Raw genomic sequence first — 22,275 nt, 5'->3', positions numbered from 1 at the left:
ACGGACTGCCGTCGATCATGTCAAAGGCGAGGGGACCGCTGTGGAGGTCGGCGTCGGGCGGTGCAGATAGGCGCCGACGGGCCGGCCGACGGCCTGGCCCGACCGCAGGATGTGGACGCCTCTCAGGAAGGTGTCGGTGACCTGGGCCGTCAGCTCGAAGCCCTCGAACGGGGTGTACCCCTGCGTCGACTCCGAGTCCGCGGCGCGCACGGTCCAGGTGCGGTCCGGGTCGACCAGGGCGATGTCCGCGTCGTAGCCGGGCGCGAGGCTGCCCTTGGCGCGCAGCCCGTAGCGCCGGGCGGGGTTGAAGGAGGTCAGCGCGGCGATCCGGCCGAGGGGCAGGCCGCGCTTCGTCCCCTCGGTGATCAGGCCGGGAAGGAGGTACTCGGCCCCACCGAACCCGGACCTGGCGAGGAAGACGTCGTCCTTGGGCTCACCGAACTTGACCTCCTCACGGCAGCAGGCGTGATCGCTGACGACCCAGTCGACGGTGCCGTCGAGGACGTACTCCCAGAGGGCCTCGACGTCTTCGCGGGGCCGCAGCGGCGGGTTGACCTTGCCGCCGAGGCCGTGGGCGGTGGTGATGTCGGCGAGCAGGTGCCCGGCGGTCACCTCGCGACGGAAGTCGATGTGCGGGAACGCCCTGCTCATCCGTACGGCCGCGTCGACCGCCTTGCGGGACGACAGGTGCAGCAGGTTGATCGTCGGCAGCCCGGTCTCGTGCGCCAGGTAGGCGGCGACGGAGACCGCGAGCCCCTCGGAGTGCTGGGGCCGGGAGGCGCTGTAGGCGGCCAGGCCGGTGAGGTCGCCCGCCTCCTCGACGAGTTTGGTGTAGGCGGTCATGATCTCGGCGGTCTCGCAGTGCAGGGAGAGGGAGATCTCGTCGGCGAGGTCGGGGAAGCGCTCGCGTGCGGCCTGGACTCCGCGCATGACGAACTCGAAGTGCGCGTAGTCGTAGCGCTCGTCGTCGGTGAGCATCAGGAAGGCGTTCTGGTCGGCGGACCTGCCGTGCAGGCCGTGACCGCCGTAGAACATGAAGATCTTGAACGAGGTGACGCCGAACCGCTCGATCAGGTCGGGGATCTCGTCGATGTGAGCGCGTGACAGGGGCGCGAGGTGAAAGCCGTAGTCGACGTGGGCGCGGCCGGAGGCGGCGGCCAGTACCTCGGGAAGGAAGTCGGCGTACGCGCCGCCCTTGTTGAGGTAGTAGCGCCCGGTCCGCATGTAGGTCAGGGCGCTGGTGACGCCGCCCTGCGCGCACGCGCGGCTCTCGGTGGCCGCGTCCTCGGCCAGGGGGTGGTAGATCCCCCAGTGCTGGTGGGCGTCGACGACGCCGGGGAACGCCAGTCTGCCGCGGGCGTCGACGACCCGGCGGGCGCCTGCCGTCGGGATGCCGGGGGCCACCGCCGCGATCCGCCCTGTGCTGACGGCGATGTCCGCGGGCCGGGCCTCGTCGTGGTCGTGGGTGACGACACGGGCGTTCTTCAGCACGAGGTCGTACTCGGTCACGGTGGGTTCCTTCATTTCATGCCCCGATCACGCGGCCGGCCTCGGACCAGAAGGTGACGCGCCTCTGGACGAACCGGATGACGAAGTGAGCGACGAGCCCCAGTACGGAGAGCACCACCAGCACGGCGAACATGCCGGCGATGTCGAAGTTGTAGTTGGTCTGCAGCAGGAGGTATCCCAGGCCCTCCTTGGCCCCGATGAACTCGCCGACGACGGCGCCGAGGATCGCGAAGACGATCCCTATGTCGAGGCCTGCGAAGATGAACGGCAGCGCGCTCGGCAGCCGCACCATCCTGAACACCTGGAACGGGCCGGCCCCGAACACTTTGAGCATCTGGATCCGGTCGGCGTCGGCCGAGCGCAGCCCTTCGATCACGTTGACCAGCATCGGGAAGAAGGAGATCACCGCCGCCATGACGACCTTGCTCGTCATGCCGAAGCCGAACCACACGACGAACAGCGGCGCGAGGGCCACCTTGGGCACCGTCTGGAAGGCGACGACGTACGGCATGAAGGTGCGTTCGATCAGCCGCACCTGTGAGATCGCGGCGCCGAGGACCAGGGCGGCGCCCGCGCCCAGGAGGAAGCCGTACAGCGACTCCAGCAGCGTGACTTTCAGATGGCCCCAGAACAACGGGTCGGCGAGCTGCGTGCGCAGCGCGTCGAGGATCTGGGAGGGCCGCGGCAGCAGGTAGTCGTCGACTCCGAGGGCGGGGACCGCGAACTCCCAGGCCAGCATGACGATCACGAAGACGGCGGGGACGAGGAGCAGTTCGGGGCGCTCTCTCGGATCCAGGCGGGGCCCCTTGCCGGGCCTGGGTGTTCTGCGGGGCCTCATCGGTCGATCACGCTCGTGGCGTCGAAATGCCTGCGGATCCGCTCGACGTGGATCCCGGCCCGGTCCGAGGCCATGACGCTGATCGCGCGCGGGCGTTCCAGCCCGATGTCGACGATCTCGGCGACCCGCCCGGGGCGGGGGCTGAGGACCACCACGCGGTCGGAGAGGAAGACGGCCTCGGGGATGGAGTGGGTGACGAACACGACGCTCTGGCCGCTCTCCCGCCAGATCCGCAGCAGCTCGACGTTCAGGTACTCGCGGGTCATGGCGTCGAGCGCGCCGAAGGGTTCGTCCATCAGCAGCACGGCCGGGTCGTGCACCAGGGCCCGGCAGATTCCGGCGCGCTGCTGCATCCCGCCGCTCAGCTCATGGGGGTACTTGTCCTCGAACCCGTCGAGTCCGGCCATCGCGAGCAACCGCTCGGCCCGCTCGCGGTGGACACGGGCGTCGAGCCCGCGCACCTCCACGGGGACCATCACGTTCTGCACAACGGTGCGCCACGGCAGGAGGGTGGCCGCCTGGAAGACCATGCCCACCTCGGGCAGCGGCCCTGTCACGTCGCGGCCCGCGACACGGACCGCGCCCCGGCTCCCGGGGACGAGCCCGGCGAGGATCTTCAGCAGCGTGGTCTTGCCGCATCCCGAGGGCCCGACGACCGAGACGAACTCGCCGCGCCGGACGGTGAAGCCGACGTCCGAGAGCGCGTGGGTCGGCTCGGACCTGCTCGGCCGGTAGGTCTTGTGCAGTCCGGTGACCTCGATCCAGCGGTCCTCGTCCACATCGGGTTGGGCCACCGCGCCACCGCCCGGCCCGCTGCGTCGGCGTCGCCCCGGAATCCTCATCGCCCTGTCGGCCCCCTTGCCTTCCCGGTGATGCGTTCCGGTCACTGGTCGGCGGCCTTCGCCTTCTCGACGACTGCCGCCGAGTCGAAGTCGTTCGCGCCGTTGAGGAGGCTGTCGTCCCACAGCTGCGGCAGAGAGACGTCCTTGGTGATCTGGCCGGACGTCCTGGTGTAGGCGACCGTCCTGCTCCACTCCGCGTCGCTGATCGCACCCCAGTCCTTGAAGCTCGCGGGCTCGCCGGAGGCCGGGACGGCGGTCTTGATCCACGCCTGGAGGGTCTTGGTGTCGTCGCCGATGCGGTCGTCGGCCTTCTTGCCGGTCAGCAACTGCGGGAACGCCCGGTAGCCGTCGCGCATGGCGGCCTCGGGGTTGACGGCGGAGAAGAGCAGCGCCTTGTAGGAGGCGCGCAAGTAGCGGGTGAGGACGTCCTTCTTCTCCTTCAGGGTCTTCTCGGTCACCGCGAAGGTCAGGGAGCGGATGCCGTCGAACGCAGCGGAGTTGTCCAGGTAGCGGAACTCGGTGCCGGTGTTCTCGATCGTGGTGAAGGCCTGCGTGTACAGGGCGAGTACGTCGACCTTGCCGCTCTGAAGAGCGGACAGGGCCTGTGCGCCCACACCGACCGGCAGCAGATCTACGTCCTTGGCGGCGTCCAGTCCGGCGTCGGCGGCGTAGGCACGGGCGTAGATGGCCGAGCCGGAGGCGAGGCTGATGACCCCGACCTTCTTGCCCTCGAGGTCGGCCGCGGTCTTGATGTCGCTGTCCGGCTGGACCGCCATGCGCCACGGCCAGTTCCGTACCAGGCCGCCGACGGCCTTGACCGGGACGCCCTTCTCCCGCGCGGCCAGGATGGCTCCGGCGTCGGCCGGCGCGATGTCGGCGCTGCCCGAGGCGACGGCCTGGACCGCGGCGACCGAACCGTCGGTGTTGATCACGTTGACCTTGAGCTTCTCCGCCGATAAGTAGCCCTCGGCGTCGCCCACGGCGTAGGTGGCGACTTCCTCCTTGGGGGCGATCACGGCCGAGGGGATGGCGAGGTCGAGCTGGGCGGGGCCGCCCGGGTCGCCGTCGGAGGAGGACGAGCTGTCCGTGCAGCCGGAGAGCGCCGCGAGGGCGGCGAGAGCGACGGCGCTGACGCCGCGTCGTAGGAACTGCTGCACGTGCCGCATCGCGTACCTCCGAGGCCGGGGAGCAAGGGATGTCGGTCGACGAGTTCCGCGCCGGAAGACGGCGGGCGCTCGTTGTTGCGCTCGGCTTGCCGTTCAGGGCTCTCTGGTCAGGAGACGTGCGGTTCGGCGGCCCAACTGGGCTGCGGGGCGGGAGACTTGTTCGCACTCAGGGCGGTTCCCGGCAACGCCGGTGCCCCCACCTTGACGCTCCTCACCACCGCGACGCAAGAGGTCCCCAACCCCGCCGGACGCTCGATCTCGCCGGACACTGTCAAGGGTCAAGCAGATGGACACCCGTCCAGGTGCCGTATTCTCCGGGTGTGAAACACGATGACGACGGGCCGATCGCGGCCGCGCCGTACTCCCTGTTGATCTGTGTGCACACCGAGCCCGGCCTGACCGGCGCCGAACCGGCCCGCCGTCTGAACGTCACTCCGCAGGCGGGTGGCGTCCCAGGTGGCCCGCCTGGAGGAGCGGGGCCGACTGGAACGCCGGCCCGCACCCACGTCACCGCCATGTGTGGAATTCCCCCCCGCTCGACCCCCTCGGTGAACTGAGGAGGCGCCACCCTCGATGACGCCATAGACCAGCGCGCTGATGGCCACCGCCGCCGTGATCTGGCCGGGCCAGTCCAGCCGGCGGTCACCGGGCGCGCGGGAGTCGGTCACCAGGGGAAACGCGACCGCCAGGGTGATGACGGCCACCGGTACGGTCGGCAGGAAGATCCATCGCCAGGCGGTGTGGTCGAGGATCACACCGGCGATCATCGGGCCGACGGCCAGCGCCGCCATCAGTGAAGCCGCCCAGAGCCCGACGAACGTGGCCCGCTTGCGCGGGTCGGGCACGGCATGGCTGATCAGCGCGAGCGTCGACGGCAACAGCGCGGCCGCGCCCACCCCGGCCATCGCCAGTCCCGCCAGGTACACCTTCCTGCGGCCGTGTACGTCTCCGAAGACTCCGGCGGTCAGGATGAGCGCGGCCATGGGCAGTTGGAACGCCGCCGACACCCAGGTCAACTGGGAGCCGGCAGACAGGCGACGAGCATGCCGACACAGGCCATGACCAGCGTGGCCACCTGCCGTTCTCGCGGCGTGTTCGTGGGTGTGACGTTCACGGAACTCTCCCTCGTGGCACGGCGATGCCGCACGCGGCTTGCACGAGGAGAACACTCGGGCCCCTCCCGCTGTCCGATCCAGCCACAGCCTCCGAAACCGGGAAAACCGACACCCGGAGCCCTCCTGCGAGGGATTTCCTCCCAGGGGCTGTCACGGGAGGGCCTGCGGGTCGCACCCAACCTGCTCGACGAGGTCCGCGGCCGTGTGCAGCCCGTCGCGCGCCCGGATGGTCGCGGAGGTTTCCCCCAGCGTGCGCCGTAGGCGGGTGTCACCCAGCAACTCCGCGAGGGCGTGGTGCAGTTGGGTGTCGGTGAAACGGTACGGGTCGAGTCGGACGCCGTAGCCCAGCTCGGCCACCCGCTGCGCGTTGTCGTACTGGTCCCAGAACAGGGGCAGCACGATCATGGGCTTGCCGTGGTGGAGGCACTCGGTGGTCGTGTTGTTGCCGCCGTGGGTGATGACGAGGTCGACGAGGGGGAGGATCCGCGTCTGCGGGAGGAACTCCGCGCCCCACATACCGGGCGGGAGTTCGATCTCGTCGTGCAGCGGCCCCATGGAGACGATGCAGCGGTGCGGGGTGCGCGCCAGGGAGCCGATGATCCTGCGCATGAGGTCGACGTCGGCGGAACCGAGCGAGCCGAGGCTGAAGTAGAGCAGTGCGCTGCCGTCCGTACGGGTTCGTGGGTCGGCCAGTTCGGCGGGCAGGGTGAACTCCTCGTCGGTCTCACGGACCGAGGAGTCCAGCCGGTGCCAGGTGGGACCGAGCGGGCGGGCGTCGGTGTAGTCGGCGATCTCCGGGTAGACGTACAGGTTCAGGTCGCCCTCGTGGATGAACTCCAGGTCGGGCAGCGGTCGTGCGCCCTGTTCCACCACCCAGGCGTTGAAGGCGGACCACACGTCGCGGTGCGTGCGGTCGTATTCGGCACGGAACTCGGCCCAGCCGGCGCGGTCGTGGGCCGGGTACCCGGAGAACGGCGGAGGGATGTGGTCGCCCTTCATCTCCAGCGGGTTGCAGGAGACGATCCGCACGAAGGGGACGCCGGCCGTGGTCAGCGCGGGGAAGCAGACGACGTTGTCCTCGACGATCACGTCCGGCCGGACCCGGTCGATGATCGCCTTGAGCCGAGGTTCGCAGTAGCGGGCGCCGGCGACCAGCTCCTCCCAGACCGGCCTGACCCAGGTGCCCAGCTGCTCGATCGTCGGTTTCCTGAACTCGGGGGCGGTGTCCCGGATGAAGTCCTTCCAGAACTGGCCCGCCTCCTGGGGCTTCTCGGGCGGCGGGGCCAGCTCGACCAGGTCCTCCTCGAAGCCGAGCGCGGTGAGCCTGCCCTTCCAGGACGCCTCTGCCGCGAACACCACGCGATGGCCGCGTCGGCGCAGTACGTCGCCCATGCCTACGCAGTTGTTGGTCGGTCCGTAGGCGCTCTCCGGCGCGAAGAGGATCGTCAGTGGTCTCATGGGGCCTGTCCTCCCGTTTCCGAGCTCGCCTCGTCCACCTCGTCCACCTCGCCTGCCTTTTCCGTCCCGTCCGTCTCGATCAGGACCGCGCTGCCCGGATCCCAGGACAGGCGGACCGGCGTGCCGACGGCCACCGGGGCCGGGCCCGACGCGGTGATCAGGATCGGCCGGCGCAGACCGGGGACCGTGACGGCGATCCGTGAGGAGCCGCCGTGGAAACTGACGTCCAGGACCGTTCCGCGCAGCAGGGCCTGCTCGGCGCCCGGCGCGGCGCCCGGTGCGTCCGCCGCGGTGAGGCGGATGTTCTCCGGGCGTACGGCGACGACGCCGGCTCCGGTCCGGCCGTCGGCGGGAGCGGGCAGCACGCCGACGCCGGGCGCCTCCAGCCCCCCGGTGGCCAGCAGCCGCCCGGAGAAGAGGTTGTTGGAGCCGACGAAGCCCGCGACGAACCTGCTCCGGGGGCGCCCGTAGAGCTCGACGGGGGTGTCGACCTGGAGGACGCGCCCCCGGTCCAGGACGGCGATGCGGTCGGCCAGCGACATCGCCTCCTCCTGGTCGTGCGTGACGACGACGAAGGTGATGCCGGCCTCGTGCTGGAGCCGTTTCAGCTCCAGTTGCATCTCCGCGCGGACGTTCCTGTCCAGCGCCGACAGCGGCTCGTCCAGGAGCAGCAGGCGAGGCCGTTTGACGATGGCGCGGGCCAGTGCGACCCGTTGCCGTTGCCCGCCGGACAGCTGGTGCGGTCGTCTGCGCGCCTGCTCGGTCAGTCCGACGGTGGTGAGCACGGCCGAGACCCGGTCGCGGATCTCCGCCCGGGCGAGGCCTTCCCTGGCCAGCCCGTACGCGATGTTCTTCTCGACATTCAGGTGCGGGAACAGCGCGTAGGACTGGAACATCAGGTTGACCGGTCGCCGGTGCGCGGGCACGCCCAGCAGGTCCCGGCCGTCCAGGGCGACCGTGCCGCCGTCCGGTGTCTCGAATCCGGCGAGCACGCGCAGCAGCGTCGTCTTGCCGCAGCCGCTCGGGCCGAGCAGGGCGAAGAACTCCCCCGCGCCGATGTCCAGGTCGACGCCGTCCAGGGCCACGGTGTCGCCGAACGCGCGGGTCACACCCCGGATCCGGATCAGCGGGTCCTGGCTCACAGCGCCTCGGTGAGCCGGCTCAGGCGCTGGGCGGCGATCACCACGGTGAAGCTGACCGCGAGCAGCAGGGTGGCGAGCGCGTTGATCTCCGGGGTCACACCGAACCTGATCATCGAGTAGATGACGATGGGCAGGGTGGGGTCCTCGGGTCCGGCGGTGAAGAAGGCGATGACGAACTCGTCGAGCGAGAGCGTGAACGTCAGCAGCGCGCCCGCCACGATCCCCGGGGCGAGCGTCGGCAGGGTGATCCGCAGGAACGTGGTGACCTCTCCCGCGCCGAGATCGCGCGAGGCCTCCTCCAGTGAGGGATCGACGTGGGCGATGCGGGTGCGCACGACGGCCGTGACGAAGGCCAGGCCGAAGACGGTGTGGGCGAGCAGCACCGAGTGCAGGCCGAGGGTCGCCGAGACGAACGAGTAGAACGCCAGCAGGCCGATCGCGAGGACGATGTCGGGCAGGACGGCGGGCATCACCGTAAGGGCGTGCAGCAGTCGGGACCGGCTCGCGTGGCGGGCCAGTCCGACGGCCAGCAGTGTGCCGAGAACGGTGGACAGGCCGGTCGCGCCCGCGGCCACGATCATCGTGTTGACCAGGCCCCGCAGCACCTCGTCGTCGCCCGCCAGTGTGCCGTACCAGTCCGTGGTGAACCCGGACCACTCGTAGGGGCTGTCCGAGCGGTTGAAGGACATCACCACGAGCACGACGACGGGCGTGTACAGGAACACGTATGTCACCCAGAGCGGGAGGAGCATGGGTCGGCGCATCAGCGGCCGCCCAGCCGGCGTCCGGCCCACGCCTGCGCCATGAGCAGCAGGACCAGGAACGCCATGAGGGCGAGGGCCAGGACCGAGCCGAACGGCCAGTCCCGGGCCGTGAGGAACTGGTCCCTGATCAGGGTGCCGACCATGACCGTGCGCCCGCCGCCCAGCAGTTCGGGGACGACGAAGTTGCCGAGGCTGGGCACGAAGACGAAGACGCAGCCGGTCAGCGCGCCGGGCAGGGTGAGTGGCAACGTCACGCTCCAGAACGTGCGGGCGGGGCGGGCTCCCAGATCGGCCGAGGCTTCCAGCAGGCGCACGTCGACGCGCTCGATCGCCGCGTACAGGGGCAGCACCATCAGCGGCAGATACGCGTAGAGCAGTCCGACGACGACGGCCGGCTCCGTGTAGAGGAGTTGCAGCGGCCGGTCGATCGCCCCGATGCCGGTGAGGGCCGTGTTGACCACGCCCTTACTGGACAGCAGCACGATCCAGGCGTAGGTCCGGATGAGGAAGTTGGTCCAGAACGGCAGCACGACCAGGACCAGGGCGACCGTGCGCCATCTCCTGGGCAGCCGGGCGATGGCGTACGCCGTCGGGTAGCCGAGGAGGAGTGCGAGCACCGTGGTGACGGCCGCGATCCGCAGCGAGTCGGTGAGGACTGAGGCGTACAGGGAGTCGGTGAGCCTCGTGAAGTTCTCCCCGGTGGCCCCGTCCTCGTACGCGATCCGGCCGAAGCGGCCCCGCCTGAAGAGTGTGTAGCCGATCAGCAGGCCCAGCGGCAGCATGAGCAGGACGACCAGGTACGACAGGCCCGGACCGATCAGCACGACGCGGGCGCGCAGGCGCGGTACCCGGCCCGCCTTCAGCGTGCCGACCATCAGCCCGCGGTGACTTCCGTGACGATCCGGGTGTACGCCGTGGAGGCGTCCCCGACGTCGACGACGGACTCGCCCCTGATGAGTTGTTCGGGCGTCATGGCGAGCGCCGGATACCTCTTCAGCAGGGCCGGGTCGATCTCGGCCATGGCGGCGTCGTTGGGGACCTTGTAGAAGATGTTCGAGGCGACCCAGGAGTGCACCTTCGCGTCGAGGACGTAGTTGATGAAGGCGTGCGCCGCCTCTTTGTTCTTCGACGACTTGAGGACGACCATCGTGTCGGTCCACAGGTCGCTGCCCTCCTTGGGGACGACGAAGCCGATCCTCTCGTCGTCGGTCGGGCACCATCCGTCCCAGGCCTCGGCCAGCGCGGTCTCCCCGGACTTCAGCCGGTCGCCGAACGTGGTGTCGTCGTAGGCGAGGAGTCCCTTCTTCGCGGTGAGCAGCAACTCCTTGACGCGGGCGAGCTGTTGCTCGTCGGTGGTGTTCACGGAGTAGCCGAGCGCCTTCTGCGCGGGGAGGAAGAGCCAGCGTTCCGTCTTCAGCATGGTGATCTTCTTCTTGACCGCGGGGCGCGGTTTCAGCAGGTCGTTCCAGCTGTCGGGGGCGCGGCCGACGAGGTCCTTGCGGTAGCAGAGCCCGGTGGTGCCCCAGGTGTACGGCACGGAGTAGACGTTGCCCTTGTCGTGGGCGAGCCGGGAGGCCAGCGGATCGAGGTTCGCGAGGTGCGGGACCAGATCGTGGTGGATCGGTTCGAGCAGGCCCTGTGCGGCGAGCGCCTGCGCGTACTGGCCGGACACGAACGCCACGTCGATGCCGCTGTCGGCGGAGGCGGTCAGCTTGGCGACGATCTCCTCGTTGGTCGTGTGCTTGGCGACGGTCACGGAGGGGCCGACGGCGGACTTGAACCTGGCGGGAAGGTCCTCGGGCAGATAGCCGTCCCAGTTCGAGACGGTGAGCCGCTGTTTGCTCAGGTCGGCCTCGCGGTCGAGTGACGCGGAGGCGGCGGGGCCGCTTCCGCCCGGCCGGTCTTCACCGCTGCAGGCGGAGAGAACGAGGGCGAGGGCGGCCGCCGCGGCGGCCAGGGAAACGTGCCTGAACCTCGGTGCGCCTAACACGCCACTCCCTTGCTGTCGAGATCAGCCGGCTGAGCGTGGGGCTGTGCCGCGCCCGGTGCGCCGAGAGGCGCGCGGGCAGGCATCGGTTCCCGGAGTTTCGCATCGGTGGCATGCACCGGGCAAGACGGCGTGTCACCTGGCGTCGAGCGGACTACAGTCGTGGCGACCAGGACAGGTCCAGCAACCGCGTAGCCGGTTCACCGCTCTGCAGACGAAAGAGAGCCGAGGAGCGTTTCCATGGCAGAGGGACACGAAGACCCGCCGGCCGGCGGACGGCCCGACCGGAGGCCCGCCGGTGAGCTGGAGGCGAGTGTCCTGGCCGCGCTCTGGGCCGCCGACGCGCCCCTCACGCCGGTCGCGGTGCAGGCGGCGCTCGGCGGGGACCTGGCCCGCACCACGGTGACGACGATCCTGACGCGCCTGCACACCAAGGGCGCGGTCACCCGCACCCCCGCGGGCCGCGGCTACGCCTACGCCCCGGCCCAGGACCCGCCCGGTCTGACGGCCCGCCGCATGCACGCCGAACTGGACAAGGACGCGAACCGCGGAACCGTCCTGGCCCGCTTCGTCTCCGGCCTCGGCCCCGAGGACGAGGAGCTCCTGCGGGCCCTGCTCGACGACGGCCGGGCGGATCCCGGAGGCACTGCGTGATCTACGCCGTATGGATTCCGCTGGTCGTGCCGCTGCTCGCCCAGGGGGAGGCACACGGCCGCCCGCACGCCGTCCGCTGACCGTCACCGTCGCCCCACTGACCGGTCACCGCCGTCCGCCGACCGTCACCACTATCCGCGGCGCGCTACTCCCTCTGTTCGGTCACGGCCGCGCCGATGCCCGCCAGGAACGGGGCCGGGTCGGGCGAGGCCGCCAGCCGTGGCAGGACGAACGTCCACAGCTGCGTCATGCGCTCCACCGACAGCCACTCGCAGTCCGCCGCGCCCAGCACCTCCAATCCGGTCGTCGCCGCCACGATCACGGTCGCCGCGGCGTCGGCCGAGACGTCCTGCGCGAGCTCCCCCTCGTGCTGCGCCTGGACGATGAGATCGTGCACCCACCCATGCCACCAGCGCAGCATCTGCGCCCCGTTCTTGCGGGAGGGATCACCGCTCAGCCGGAACGCCGCCCTGATCACGGGCTCGGTGACGACCGCCAGCAGCAGACTGCTGGCCATGTGCACGAGGGACTGCAGCCGCGTGTCCGCCGCGTTGCGGCAGCGCTGCGCCAGCTGCTCCACGGCGTCCGCCGCCGCCCGCTCCACGGCCCCGGCGAGGTCGTCCTTGCTGGAGAAGTGAAAATGCAGGGCTCCGGTACTGACGCCGGCCCGTTCACTGATGGCGGGAAGGGACGCCCGGGCGTAGCCCTCGGCGGCGAACACCTCGGCCGCCGCACGGACAAGGGACTGGCGCGTGCGCACCGCCCGTGCCTGCTTGACCATCATGCCTTCCTCCCCCACCCGGCCTGCCCGGACAACGCAGGTCCGCGCCCTGCGCCCCGCCGAATCGTGGAGAGCATCCCATCACCAACACGCCGCAGTAAACCGCGCGTTCGGTATTTTTACCGTCCGTGCGTGCCTGTTCGTTTTCTGTCCCCGCGTTGCCGCTTCCTCGCCTGGACGGCGCCGACGCGGGCGCTGCCGGACCGGCGGGTCCGGCAGCGCCACCCGGGCGACAACGCTCCCGGTGAAGAGGGCTCGCCGGTCAGACGTGCGCGGGCGCCAGGATCACGGGCAGCGACCGGTAACTGTTCATCAGGAAGCTGGGCAGGGGCGCGAGTTCCTCCGGCTCACAGGCGAGTTCTATCCGGGGGAAGCGGTCGAAGAGTGCGGCGAAGGCGCTCTCCGCCTCCACGCCGGCGAGCGGGGCTCCCATGCAGCGGTGCGGTCCGTGGCCGAAGCCGAGGCTGTCGCGGTCCTTGCGCAGCAGGTCGAACCGGTCGGCGTCCGGTCCGTAGCGGTCGGGGTCTTGGCCGCCGGCCGCGAAGGAGACGAGGATGGCCTCGCCCTTGCGGATCAGCACACCGTCCAGGTCGATGTCCTCCACGGCGAACCGCATCGGCGAGTACGCCCCGGGGGTGTGCACCCGCATGGTCTCGGCGGCCACGTCGCCCCAGGTCGCCCGCCCCGCCCGGACATGCTCCAGTTGCTCGGGCCACCGCAGCAGCGCCCCGACCGCGTTGGTGATCAGGGCGGCGGTGGTGTCCTGCCCGCCGGCGATCATGAGGAAGAGGGTGCCGAGCAGCTCCTCCTCGGTGAGCCGGTCGTCCTGGTCGCGCGCCTGGATCAGCAAGGAGGTCAGATCGTCGCCGGGCTCGGCCCGTTTGGCCTTCACCAGCTCCGACAGCAGGACGAACGCCTCCAGCCGCGCCGCCTCGATCTCCTGCCCGCTGATCGTCGTGCCGAACACCGTGTGCAGCGCCGTGCACAGGGCGTCGGTGGCCTCGCCCTGCGCCACCCCGAACAGCTCGCAGATCACGCGCATGGGCAGCAGTTCGGCGAACGACGACCGCAGGTCCGTCGGCGCGCCCGGCTCGGTGTCCGCGAGCCCGTCGGCGAGTTCGGCCGCGAGCTGTGCGACGCGCGGCCGCATCGCCTCCGAGCGCCGTGCGGTGAACGCCCCCGCCACCAGCCGGCGCAGCCGGGTGTGCGAGGCGCCGTAGGCGAACAGCATGTTCTCGTTCGCCACCCACGGGTACAGCGGCCATTCCTCGGTGATTCTCCCCTCGATGAACTCGGGCCAGTGACGGCGCGCGTCCTTCGACACCCGGGAATCGGTCAGCAGCCGCTCCACGTACTGCTGGCGCACCACCGCCCAGGCCACCACACCGCCCGGCAACTCCACCTGGACGGCCGGTCCGTTGGCCCGCAGCATGGCCGCCTCACCGGCGAGATCGCGCCCCGTGACATCCAGGGCATAAGGGCAGGCAGTCGTATCCATCGTCGTACTCCCTGGGTTCGTCTTGCACACATCGGCATTTGCGCTTGCCCAGGAGAAAGGGGCTTCCCCCGCCCTCCCTACCGGGAACGCACGACGACGCCCCGGACGAACTTCATTCCCACCACTCCCCCAGCCGCCCCGAAACCAACCACCGCCACAGAGCACAACCACCGTCACACGACGAACACGCCTCGACGAACACGCCTCGACGACCGCCGACGACGCCCGGTCGACACCGGTACGGCGGTCAGCCCGCCGCCTGCTTGCCGCCCGTCCCCCAACTGGCCTTCATGGCCTCCTCGTAGACCCTGGCCCCCCGGTCGGCGGCCGTGTCCAGCTGCAGAAGCACCGCAGGCACCGCGATCCCCGCCATCAGGTGCCGCTGCAGGTCCGCCACCCGCTCCGGCAGGTCCGCATGTCCTGTCATGATCTTGGACAGTACCTGGACACCGGTGAACGCTCCCACGAACATGCGCGCCGCGGCGGCCACGTCGACATGCGGCAGCAGTTCGCCCTTCTCCTTCGCCCGCTTCAGCACGTCCGCGTTGTGAGCGATCCAGCCGCTCATCGGCAGCCGTCGGTCCAGCTTGTCGCTGGGCATCCCCTGGTCCACCGTCAGCCGGATGCTCCCTTGCACCAGCGGGTCGCCCACCGCCAGCAGATGGGCCAGCACGAACGCCTCGTCCAGTCCCTGCTGGAGCAGCAACTCCCGTGTCGGCACGGCCGGTACCGCCTCCAGCTGGCTGGCCAGAACCGCCTGGGCGAGCTCCTCCTTGGAGGAGAAATGGAAGTACAGGGCTCCCTTGGTCACCCCGGCGCGGGCCAGGATCTCCGCGATCGTCGCGGCCTCGTACCCGACCTCCGCGAACACCGCCGCGGCCGCGACGAGGACTGCCCGCCTCGTCCGTACGGCCCGTTCCTGCAGCGCCACGCCCCCACCTCCGAGGTTGCTCCCCGTGATTCCGGCTCCGGAAAATATACCGGCAGGTCTGTCCACTGCCACCTCACGGGCACCGCCCCCGCACCCCGCCTCCCACCCCCCTTGCGGTACCGCGACCGGCACCCACCAGCACAACCTCCGGAAAACCGGCCGGAGTTCCTGATTCCGCCTCTCGTTCCCCCGGCCACCGGCCGCACCAGGAGTACCGAACTCACTCCTGCGACATAGGCACCCCTCAAAACCCGCCATCCACGCCACCGCACTTTGCCGATTTCTGACTTGATAAGAAAACCGGTAGGTCCGTATCTTCTGGCTCACTGCACATCCAGACATCCAGCTTCCGGATCTGCGACAACGGGGAGAGGGTCATGGCCCTTCTGGCATTCCACAGCGGAGAGCGCCCCACCGGGCCGCACCGCGCCGACCACGTCCCGAGTCAGGCCCCCACACCGGGCCCGGCCGCAGACGTCACCGCACCCGACCCGAACCGGGAAGCGGCCGCTGACCCGATCCGACCCGGCGACCCGGCGCGGGCCGACGCCGCGACGGCCCGCGAGCTGACCCGGCTGCTGTTCGACCAGGACGGCGAGCAGGAACGTGTCCACGCGCCATGGCGTCGCCTCATCGCCCGGGACACCTTCCGCCATCAGCCCGGGCTCACCCCCGAACAGCGCGCCGCGCAGTCCTATGCCTGGCTGCGCCTGGTCAACGACACCCTCGACGACCCCGAGGCCCTCGCCACCGACCCTGCCCTGCTCACCGCCCTGCACGAGTGGGCGGCGATCGTCGACGGAGGGGGCGGGCTGACGACCGTCGCCAGCATCCACTACAACCTCTTCCTCGGCAGTCTCCTCGACCACGACGACAGCCCGCTGAGGAACCACGCCGAGTTCACCACACTCCGACGCATCGGCACCTTCCTGTGCACCGAGGTCGACCACGGCAACGACGCCCCCGCCCTGGAGACCACCGCCACCCTCGATCCCGAGACCGGCGGCTTCGTCCTCCACACCCCTCACCCGGGCGCCGCCAAGTTCATGCCCAACACCAGCACACTCGGCGGCCCCAAGTCCGCCGTCGTCGCCGCCCGCCTCCTCATCGACGGCCGTGACCAGGGCGTCTTCCTGTTCCTGACCCCCCTCACGGATCGCGACGGCCCGCTGCCGCACATCACCGTCACTCCGCTCCCCCTGCGTCCGAACGCCCCCGTCGACCACTGCCTCACCTCGTTCGACCATCTCCCGCTGCCCCGCCAAGCGCTACTGCAGGGCGAACACGGTCGCCTCAACGCCGACAACACCCTCACCAGCGCCCTCGGCAACCGACGGAAACGCTTCCTGACGTCCATCGCCCGGGTCACCGCCGGCAAACTCTGCATGAGCGCCGCGGCGATCGGCGCCTCGCGGGCCGCTCTCGCGATCGCCGTCCAGTACGGCAACCGACGCCAGGTCAGCGGGTCGCGCCCGGGGCGGCGCATCCCCGTCAACAGCCACCGCACCCACCACAGCAGGCTTCTCCAGGCCGTGGCCACCACCTACGCCATGACCCTGCTCCACCGCTCCCTGACCACCGAATGGAGCCGGCACACCGCCGACGACCGCGACCACGTCGAACGCCTCATCGCCCTCACCAAGGCCTGGATCACGTGGCAGGCCCGCACGATCACCCTCGAGGCCCGGGAACGCTGCGGTGCGCAGGGCCTCCTCCCCGCCAACCATCTCGCCGGGTTCCCCGAGTACGTGGAGGGGACGATCACCGCCGAGGGCGACAACCTCCTCATCACCACCAAGGCGGCCGCCGAGCTCCTCCTCCACCCGCCGGCCGCGCTCCTGCCCGACGCGGGCCCGCCGCACCTCACCAACCCCCGCTACCTCCGCAACCTTCTCGCCCGCACCGAGCAGGCCTTCCACGCCCAGGCCCACAGCGCGCTCCGCCACGGCCCGGCCCACGACCCCCAGGGCCGCTGGAACACGGCCTCGACGCCCGCGCTCCAGAGGGCACAGGCCCACACCACCGTGCGTGCGGCCGACGCCCTCCTGGCCACGCTGGCCCGCACCGGCCATCAGAGCACGCATCAACTCCTCACCGAACTCACCACTCTCTACCTCCTCACCCATCTCACCCCCCACACCGGCACGCTCCTCGCCGACAACCACATCGCCCCCCACCACGTCCACCAGCTGCCCTCCACCGTCGACGCCCTCACACACAGCCTGCAACCCCACCTCACCACCCTCACCGAGGCGTTCGACCTCCCGCCCCAGTACCTCGACGCCCTCCCCCTCATACGGAGCGGCGGCTCGCAGCACAGCGACGGGGAGGAGGGGGCACAGCCCCGGCCGGCCCTGGTCTGAAGGAGTCCTGCGGTCCGTTCGCCGCAGCGTCCTGTTCTCCATGATCAGGATTCCGGAGCGAAGGCGGGGGCGGACGACCGTGGACGCTTCGTCCAGTTCCACGGTCGTCCGGTTCGGCGGTGCGGCGGTGAGGGCTTCCTCGAGCTCGCTCGCTTCCCCGGCTACGGCTTGCGGCCCACGCCGCAGTAGGCGTCGACGGCGGCGGCGAAGTTGGCTGAATCATCGGGGTTCGGCCGCCACTCGGGCACCTGGACGATCCCCGGCTCCACCAGTTCCAGCCCCTCGAAGAAGCCGCCGATCTCGTCGATGCTGCGCACGTAGTAGGGCACCGCGCCGCTCGCGTTGTACGCCTCCGACGCGGCGATCATGCCCTCGCTGGTGGCGGTGCTGTCGCTGATGACCAGGTAACTTCCCGAGGGCAGCCCGGCCATGAGTCGCCGCACGAGGTCGCGGCCCTGCTCGTAGTCGGCGACATGGCCCAGCGTGTTGAGGATCATCAGGGCGACCGGCTGAGAGAAGTCGAGGGTGCCCGCGGCGGCCGCCAGCACGGCTTCCGGGTCGTACAGGTCCGCGTCCAAATAGGCGGTCTTGCCCTCTCGCGTACTCGTCAGCAGGGCGTTCGCGTGGGCGAGCACGACGGGGTCGTTGTCGACATAGACGATCCGGGCGTCCGGGGCGACGCGCTGGGCCACCTGGTGGGTGTTGTCGGCGGTGGGCAGACCGGTGCCCACGTCCAGGAACTGGCGGATGCCCTGCTCGCCTGCCAGGTGGCGCACCGCGCGCCCCAGGAAGTGCCGGCTGGTGACCGCGACGTCGACGAGGCCGGGGAAGATCTCCTTGATGTGGTCCCCGATCTCCCGGTCGACCTCGTAGTTGTCCTTTCCTCCGACGAAGTAGTTCCAGAACCGGGCCGAGTGCGGCTTGGACGTGTCGATCCGGCCGGGTGTTCCGGCGGTCTCGGTGGTCTGGGAGGTGGAGTCCGACACAGCAAAGCCTCCTGCACAGGTACGTTGGTGATCAGGGCCCCAACCTAGGCGAACTTTCTTTCGGTTCAGGCCGGTTGAGAGCGCTTACTCGGCCCCTGCGTGCCGTTTCGGCCAAAATCCGTCACAGGTGAGGCAGCGGCCCGACCGCGGCCGGTTCAGGTGGCGGTGTACCCGAGTTGACGCCTCATGTACGGGGTCATCAAGGTCTTCGCCTTGGCCAGCACGGAGGTACGACCGCCGAGCACCGCGCTCTCACCGCCCGGCACGGGCAGCAGGGTCACTCCGTCGGCCGGACCGAAGGGCACGATGAGCGGGGTGCGTTGGATCGGCCGGTAGAGGCGGGGCTCCCTGCGGTGCTTGCCTGCGTGCTGCAGGTGGACGCGGATGTTGTGGGCGGCGAGGTCGGCCTGCGCGAGGGCGGCGGGGGTGATCTTGAGTTCGGTGGCGTCGTTGACGTCGCCGACGGCGAAGACGTCCGGCCGTCCCTCGACCCTGAGCCGCCGGTCGACCTTGACGTGGCCGGCGGAGTTCAGCCAGTCGCCGTGTCCGCCCAGGCGCAGCCAGAAGGTGTTGGGCGTGGTACCCGTGGCCCAGAAGGAGAGGTCGGCGTCGATGATGTTGCCGTGGGCGTCGCGATAGGTGCCGAAGTCGTTGCCGGGGGACATGAAGGAGTCGAGGCGGACCTCCACGTCGTGGGACTCCAGCCAGGCCAGCGCCTTGCGTCCGGCCCGTTCGCTGCCGGTGGAGTGCAGCAGCGCCGCCCCCGAGTGGGCGAGGGTGACCCGGGCGTCGGGCCGGACGAGGCGTATCTCCGCGCTGAGTTCGACGCCGGACGGTCCGCCGCCGACGACGAGGACGTGCTCGGCGGTGGCGACCCTGCGCTGGTGACCGGCGAAGGACTTGAGCGTCTCCTCGGCGGTGGTGCCGGTGAAGCGGGCCGGTTCGGGGTAGTCGGCGCCGGTGGCGATCACCACCACGTCGTACGGGAGCCGCTCCCCCGTCGCCAGGACGACCTGTCGCTCGCCGGTGTCGATGCGGACGGCCTTGCCGACGACCACCCGGCCGTCGCGCAGCAGTCGGTCGTACGGGATGAAGGGGGTGACCGACCAGTCGGGGCGGACGCCGGCGCGGAGGGAGGCGATACGGTGGAAGAAGACCTCCTTGCGGTCCACCAGCGTGACCCGCGCCGCCCCGTCGAGTCGTTTGGCCAGCCGCACGCCCGCGTAGCCGCCACCGATCACCACTACGTCGCCGTCGCGCACGCGCGTCTCCTGAGCATGGGGGGGAAAGCGAGCGGTCGGGCGCGTGGGGGCTTCCTCGACCACTCGAATTGCCGATGAGCGTAGCGCTTGAAACCTAAAGTTCACGTGTGGATGTGTGTACGTTCCGTGAAGCCGTCCCTCCGGCCACCGTGGAGCGGTGACCGGAGGCGTCGTTCGGGGGTGGCGTCAGGCGAACTGGCCCGGACGGTAGTCGCCGGCGGGCTGCCGGACGATGACGTTCAGCCGGTTGTACGCGTTGATGATCGCGATCAGCGCCACCAGCGCGGTGAGCTGCTCCTCGTCGTAGTGCTTGGCGGCGTTCGCCCAGACGTCGTCGGGGACGCCGCCGGCCGCGTCGGCGATGCGGGTGCCCTGCTCCGTCAGTTCCAGGGCGGCCCGCTCCGCGTCGGTGAACACCGTGGCCTCGCGCCAGGCCGCGACCAGGTTGAGGCGCACCGAGGTCTCCCCGGCATGCGCGGCGTCCTTGGAGTGCATGTCGGTGCAGAAGCCGCAGCCGTTGATCTGGCTGGCCCGCAGCAGCACCAGATCCCGGGTCGCGACCGGCAGCGACGAATCCGCGACGGCCTTGCCGGCCGCACCGAAGTGCTTGAGGAGGGTGCCTGCGAGGGGGCTGCCGAAGAGGTTGAGACGCGCTTCCATGGTGATCTCCTTGCCGTGTCGACGCTTACACAGCACTGACGGAACGCCCCGGCGAAATGTGACAGGCGGCCGAGTACGGCCGCCTGTGACGTGCGTCTCCCTCCAGATCAGCGCTTCAGGCGGGCGCTGCCGGCGGCCGCGACGACGCGGTCTCGTTCGGCCCGGGTGAACAGGGCGCCGGACAGCCAGGTGTCGGCGAGGGTGCGGACCGCGTCCACGAAGCGGGCCGAGGTCGCGAACGGCGCCTGTTCCCAGAGGACGTCGAGGAAGGTCAGGCCGTCGGCGCGGGCGCGGTTCGGTACGCCCGAGTCGGTCGTGCCGAACACGACGGACGGTTCCGCGCGCCTGAAGTAGGCGTGGTAGCGGCTGTCGTCCGCGAGGTGGAACGGGGCCAGCGTCAGGCCGTGCGTGGTGAAGTGCAGGGGGCGGCCCTCGGGGCGGACGGCGTCGGCCAGGTCGCCCCGCAGCGTGAAGTCCTTGTAGAAGGAGAACTGCCGGAAGGTCGTCGCCTGGCTCCGCGCGACCAGCAGGACCGGCCCGTAGAACAGCGACTGGACGGTCGGGTCGTCCCACGCCCGTGCGATGCGCAGCCGGTAGGGGGCCGAGACGGTGACCCGGTCGCCGCGCTGCCAGCTTCTGCTCAGGGTGAGGTAGCTGCCGGGCATCGCCTGGACCTGCTGCCGGACCCCGTTGACGGCGACGGTGAACCCTGCCGTGGCCCAGGACGGCACCCGCAGCTTCAGGTCCAGGCTGCCGCCGCCCTCACGGAACGTCAGGGTGCGTACGCCCTCGGCCGGGTAGGCACTCGTCTGCTCGATGACGAGCCCCCGTTCCGGCCACCGCAGCGTCGAGGCGAGGTACAGGTTGACGTACAGCGCGTCGCCGCCCGCGGAGCGGAAGTAGACCGAGTCCTGGTACTTGGTGTGGTTCTCCATTCCGGTGCCGCCGCAGCAGGTGCCGATGTTGTCGTACTCGCGCACCACTCCCGGCCCCATGCCCACGAAGTAGGTGACCTCCGGGCTGTCCGTGCTGGGGGCGTCCCGGCGGGAGGCCAGGATGTGGTTGGTCAGGCCCTGCTCGTAGTAGTCCATGTAGGCGGGGTCCGGCTGGTGGAAGAACAGCTGCCGGCTCAGCTTGAGCATGTTGTACGTGGCGCAGGTCTCGGCGTTGTTGTCGCCCAGGGTTGCCGCGATGGCGCCCCGGGCCCGGAACATCTCGCCCTGGCCGGTGCCGCCCAGGCTGTAGGTCCGGGGGCCCACGACCATGCCCCAGAAGTTGCGGGCCGCCGCCGCGTACTCCTCGTCGCCGGTGTGGTCGAAGAGCCGCACATAGCCGGTGAACTGGGGGATGTGCTGGTTGGCGTGCCTGCCGTCCAGGATGTCCCGGCCCCCGGAACAGGCGTCCAGCAGCGCGGTGTTGTCGAAGCAGCGGGCGGCGGCGAGGTGCTCCGCGCGTCCGGTGAGGGCGTACAGGTCCGCCATCACCTCGTTCATCCCGCCGTACTCGCCGGCGATGTAGATCGACCACATGCGGTCCAGCTGGGCCTTGGGCAGTCGGCCGAGCCGGCTGTGCACCCAGTCGCCCATCGCCGAGGCGATGGCGAGGGCCTGCGCGTTCCCGGCCAGGGTGTGCGCGTCCAGGAGACCGCGCATGATCTTGTGGCAGGTGTAGTACGGCGCCCAGATCGTGGGGTAGGTGGTGTAGCTCTCCAGCAGGATGAACTGGGTCTCCGGGTAGGCGGCCAGGTAGCCGGGGTGGCTCGGTTTCGGCGAGCCGTGGTCGGCCAGCGCCTGCCGGCACTCGCCGAGCGCGGCCACGAGGTGGTCGAGCTTGGTCTTGAGTGCCGCCTCGCGCGTGTCCGCGTACGCCTGGGAGACCAGGGTGAGGAAGTGGCCGCCGAAGTGGCCGCGCAGGTTGCCGTCGGAGGTCTCCCAGCCGCCCGGCGGCTGGGCGCCGCGGGTGTCGAGGCCGGCGTTGGCCCGGAAGACGGCCAGGATGCGGTCGGCGGGGTAGGCCCGGGCGTAGTCCAGCATCAGGTCGCGCTTGCGGCGGAAGACGCCGTCGCCCAGGGTCACCCGGTCCAGCGCGAAGGGCTGGACCGCCCAGGTCGGCGGGGCCGTGGGGGCCAGGCCAGGTGCCGCGGTCGTGCCGGTCGGCGCGGCGAGGGAGTCGGCCTGGGCCGCCGCCGAGGTCGCGTGCAGAAGCGGGACGGCGGCCGCGGTTCCGGCGGCCAGCCTCAACAGGTGGCGGCGGGTGGGGGGTTGGGACATGCTCGGGCTCCGATCGTGGGGGCGTCGGTGGGCATGGGCATGGACGGTC

At 70.4% G+C, this 22,275-nt stretch carries 19 protein-coding genes; 2 read left to right on the top strand and 17 right to left on the bottom strand.

The genetic code is table 11. From position 1 onward, the window contains the following. Nucleotides 1-15 precede the first annotated feature (15 nt). From ACIBTS_RS20280 to ACIBTS_RS20235, 10 genes are all read right to left on the bottom strand, one after another. Complete coding sequence (locus ACIBTS_RS20280; RefSeq protein ID WP_399320975.1) at nucleotides 16-1,509, bottom strand: dihydroorotase family protein; 1,494 nt, start codon at nucleotides 1,507-1,509, stop codon at nucleotides 16-18. A 16-nt stretch (nucleotides 1,510-1,525) separates the two neighbouring features. Continuing rightward, entirely contained in the window at nucleotides 1,526-2,347 is an 822-nt protein-coding gene (locus ACIBTS_RS20275; protein WP_399320973.1) for an ABC transporter permease, read from the bottom strand. Beyond that, entirely contained in the window at nucleotides 2,344-3,126 is a 783-nt protein-coding gene (locus tag ACIBTS_RS20270) for an ABC transporter ATP-binding protein (protein WP_399321094.1), read from the bottom strand. The genes ACIBTS_RS20275 and ACIBTS_RS20270 overlap by 4 nt, the downstream gene beginning before the upstream one ends. 104 nt (nucleotides 3,127-3,230) lie before the next feature. Further along, nucleotides 3,231-4,355 carry an ABC transporter substrate-binding protein gene (locus ACIBTS_RS20265; RefSeq protein ID WP_399320972.1) on the bottom strand — a complete coding sequence of 375 codons (1,125 nt, stop codon included), beginning with the start codon at nucleotides 4,353-4,355 and terminating at the stop codon, nucleotides 3,231-3,233. 278 nt (nucleotides 4,356-4,633) lie between these two features. Further along, nucleotides 4,634-5,338, bottom strand: coding sequence for an MFS transporter (locus ACIBTS_RS20260; protein WP_399320971.1), 705 nt, complete (start codon nucleotides 5,336-5,338; stop codon nucleotides 4,634-4,636). 282 nt (nucleotides 5,339-5,620) lie between these two features. Next, nucleotides 5,621-6,928: a glycosyltransferase gene (locus ACIBTS_RS20255; RefSeq protein WP_399320969.1), complete on the bottom strand. Its 1,308-nt coding sequence runs from the start codon at nucleotides 6,926-6,928 to the stop codon at nucleotides 5,621-5,623. Further along, nucleotides 6,925-8,070: an ABC transporter ATP-binding protein gene (locus ACIBTS_RS20250; protein WP_399320967.1), complete on the bottom strand. Its 1,146-nt coding sequence runs from the start codon at nucleotides 8,068-8,070 to the stop codon at nucleotides 6,925-6,927. Before ACIBTS_RS20250 ends, ACIBTS_RS20255 begins: the two co-directional genes overlap by 4 nt. Continuing rightward, the gene (locus ACIBTS_RS20245; RefSeq protein ID WP_319672547.1) at nucleotides 8,067-8,822 is read right to left on the bottom strand and encodes an ABC transporter permease; all 756 of its coding nucleotides are present in this window, start codon (nucleotides 8,820-8,822) and stop codon (nucleotides 8,067-8,069) included. The genes ACIBTS_RS20250 and ACIBTS_RS20245 overlap by 4 nt, the downstream gene beginning before the upstream one ends. An 11-nt stretch (nucleotides 8,823-8,833) precedes the next feature. Then, nucleotides 8,834-9,709: an ABC transporter permease gene (locus ACIBTS_RS20240; RefSeq protein WP_399320965.1), complete on the bottom strand. Its 876-nt coding sequence runs from the start codon at nucleotides 9,707-9,709 to the stop codon at nucleotides 8,834-8,836. Continuing rightward, nucleotides 9,709-10,824 carry a spermidine/putrescine ABC transporter substrate-binding protein gene (locus ACIBTS_RS20235; RefSeq protein WP_399320963.1) on the bottom strand — a complete coding sequence of 372 codons (1,116 nt, stop codon included), beginning with the start codon at nucleotides 10,822-10,824 and terminating at the stop codon, nucleotides 9,709-9,711. The genes ACIBTS_RS20240 and ACIBTS_RS20235 overlap by 1 nt, the downstream gene beginning before the upstream one ends. Nucleotides 10,825-11,061: 237 nt before the next feature. Here ACIBTS_RS20235 and ACIBTS_RS20230 point away from each other — a divergent pair, with 237 nt between their 5' ends. Further along, nucleotides 11,062-11,475: a BlaI/MecI/CopY family transcriptional regulator gene (locus tag ACIBTS_RS20230; protein WP_399320962.1), complete on the top strand. Its 414-nt coding sequence runs from the start codon at nucleotides 11,062-11,064 to the stop codon at nucleotides 11,473-11,475. Between the two features lie 145 nt (nucleotides 11,476-11,620). Here the strand turns inward: ACIBTS_RS20230 and ACIBTS_RS20225 are convergent, their stop codons facing one another. From ACIBTS_RS20225 to ACIBTS_RS20215, 3 genes are all read right to left on the bottom strand, one after another. Then, complete coding sequence (locus ACIBTS_RS20225) at nucleotides 11,621-12,259, bottom strand: ScbR family autoregulator-binding transcription factor (protein WP_319672543.1); 639 nt, start codon at nucleotides 12,257-12,259, stop codon at nucleotides 11,621-11,623. 259 nt (nucleotides 12,260-12,518) lie between these two features. Next, the gene (locus ACIBTS_RS20220; protein WP_399320961.1) at nucleotides 12,519-13,754 is read right to left on the bottom strand and encodes a cytochrome P450; all 1,236 of its coding nucleotides are present in this window, start codon (nucleotides 13,752-13,754) and stop codon (nucleotides 12,519-12,521) included. A 247-nt stretch (nucleotides 13,755-14,001) separates the two neighbouring features. Beyond that, nucleotides 14,002-14,685, bottom strand: a complete 684-nt coding sequence (locus ACIBTS_RS20215) for a ScbR family autoregulator-binding transcription factor (protein WP_399320960.1) — start codon at nucleotides 14,683-14,685, stop codon at nucleotides 14,002-14,004. Nucleotides 14,686-15,062: 377 nt separating this feature from the next. On the opposite strand from ACIBTS_RS20215, the gene ACIBTS_RS20210 reads away from it, so the two are divergent. After that, nucleotides 15,063-17,048, top strand: coding sequence for an acyl-CoA dehydrogenase (locus tag ACIBTS_RS20210; protein WP_399320959.1), 1,986 nt, complete (start codon nucleotides 15,063-15,065; stop codon nucleotides 17,046-17,048). A 161-nt stretch (nucleotides 17,049-17,209) separates the two neighbouring features. On the opposite strand, the gene ACIBTS_RS20205 is transcribed toward ACIBTS_RS20210, so the two are convergent. From ACIBTS_RS20205 to ACIBTS_RS20190, 4 genes are all read right to left on the bottom strand, one after another. Further along, complete coding sequence (locus ACIBTS_RS20205; RefSeq protein WP_319339811.1) at nucleotides 17,210-18,034, bottom strand: SAM-dependent methyltransferase; 825 nt, start codon at nucleotides 18,032-18,034, stop codon at nucleotides 17,210-17,212. 155 nt (nucleotides 18,035-18,189) lie between these two features. Then, nucleotides 18,190-19,296, bottom strand: a complete 1,107-nt coding sequence (locus ACIBTS_RS20200) for an NAD(P)/FAD-dependent oxidoreductase (protein WP_399320957.1) — start codon at nucleotides 19,294-19,296, stop codon at nucleotides 18,190-18,192. Nucleotides 19,297-19,482: 186 nt separating this feature from the next. Further along, a complete protein-coding gene (locus ACIBTS_RS20195) occupies nucleotides 19,483-19,956 on the bottom strand; it encodes a carboxymuconolactone decarboxylase family protein (protein ID WP_399320956.1) in 474 nt (157 codons plus the stop codon). A 107-nt stretch (nucleotides 19,957-20,063) separates the two neighbouring features. Then, nucleotides 20,064-22,226, bottom strand: a complete 2,163-nt coding sequence (locus ACIBTS_RS20190; protein WP_399320955.1) for a glycoside hydrolase family 127 protein — start codon at nucleotides 22,224-22,226, stop codon at nucleotides 20,064-20,066. Nucleotides 22,227-22,275 lie beyond the last annotated feature (49 nt).

This window comes from Streptomyces sp. NPDC050121, from assembly GCF_044460385.1.
Classification (GTDB): Bacteria; Actinomycetota; Actinomycetes; order Streptomycetales; family Streptomycetaceae; genus Streptomyces; species Streptomyces soliscabiei.
Note: the sequence above shows the minus strand (reverse complement) of the source record. Positions and strands in the feature narration are given on the sequence as shown.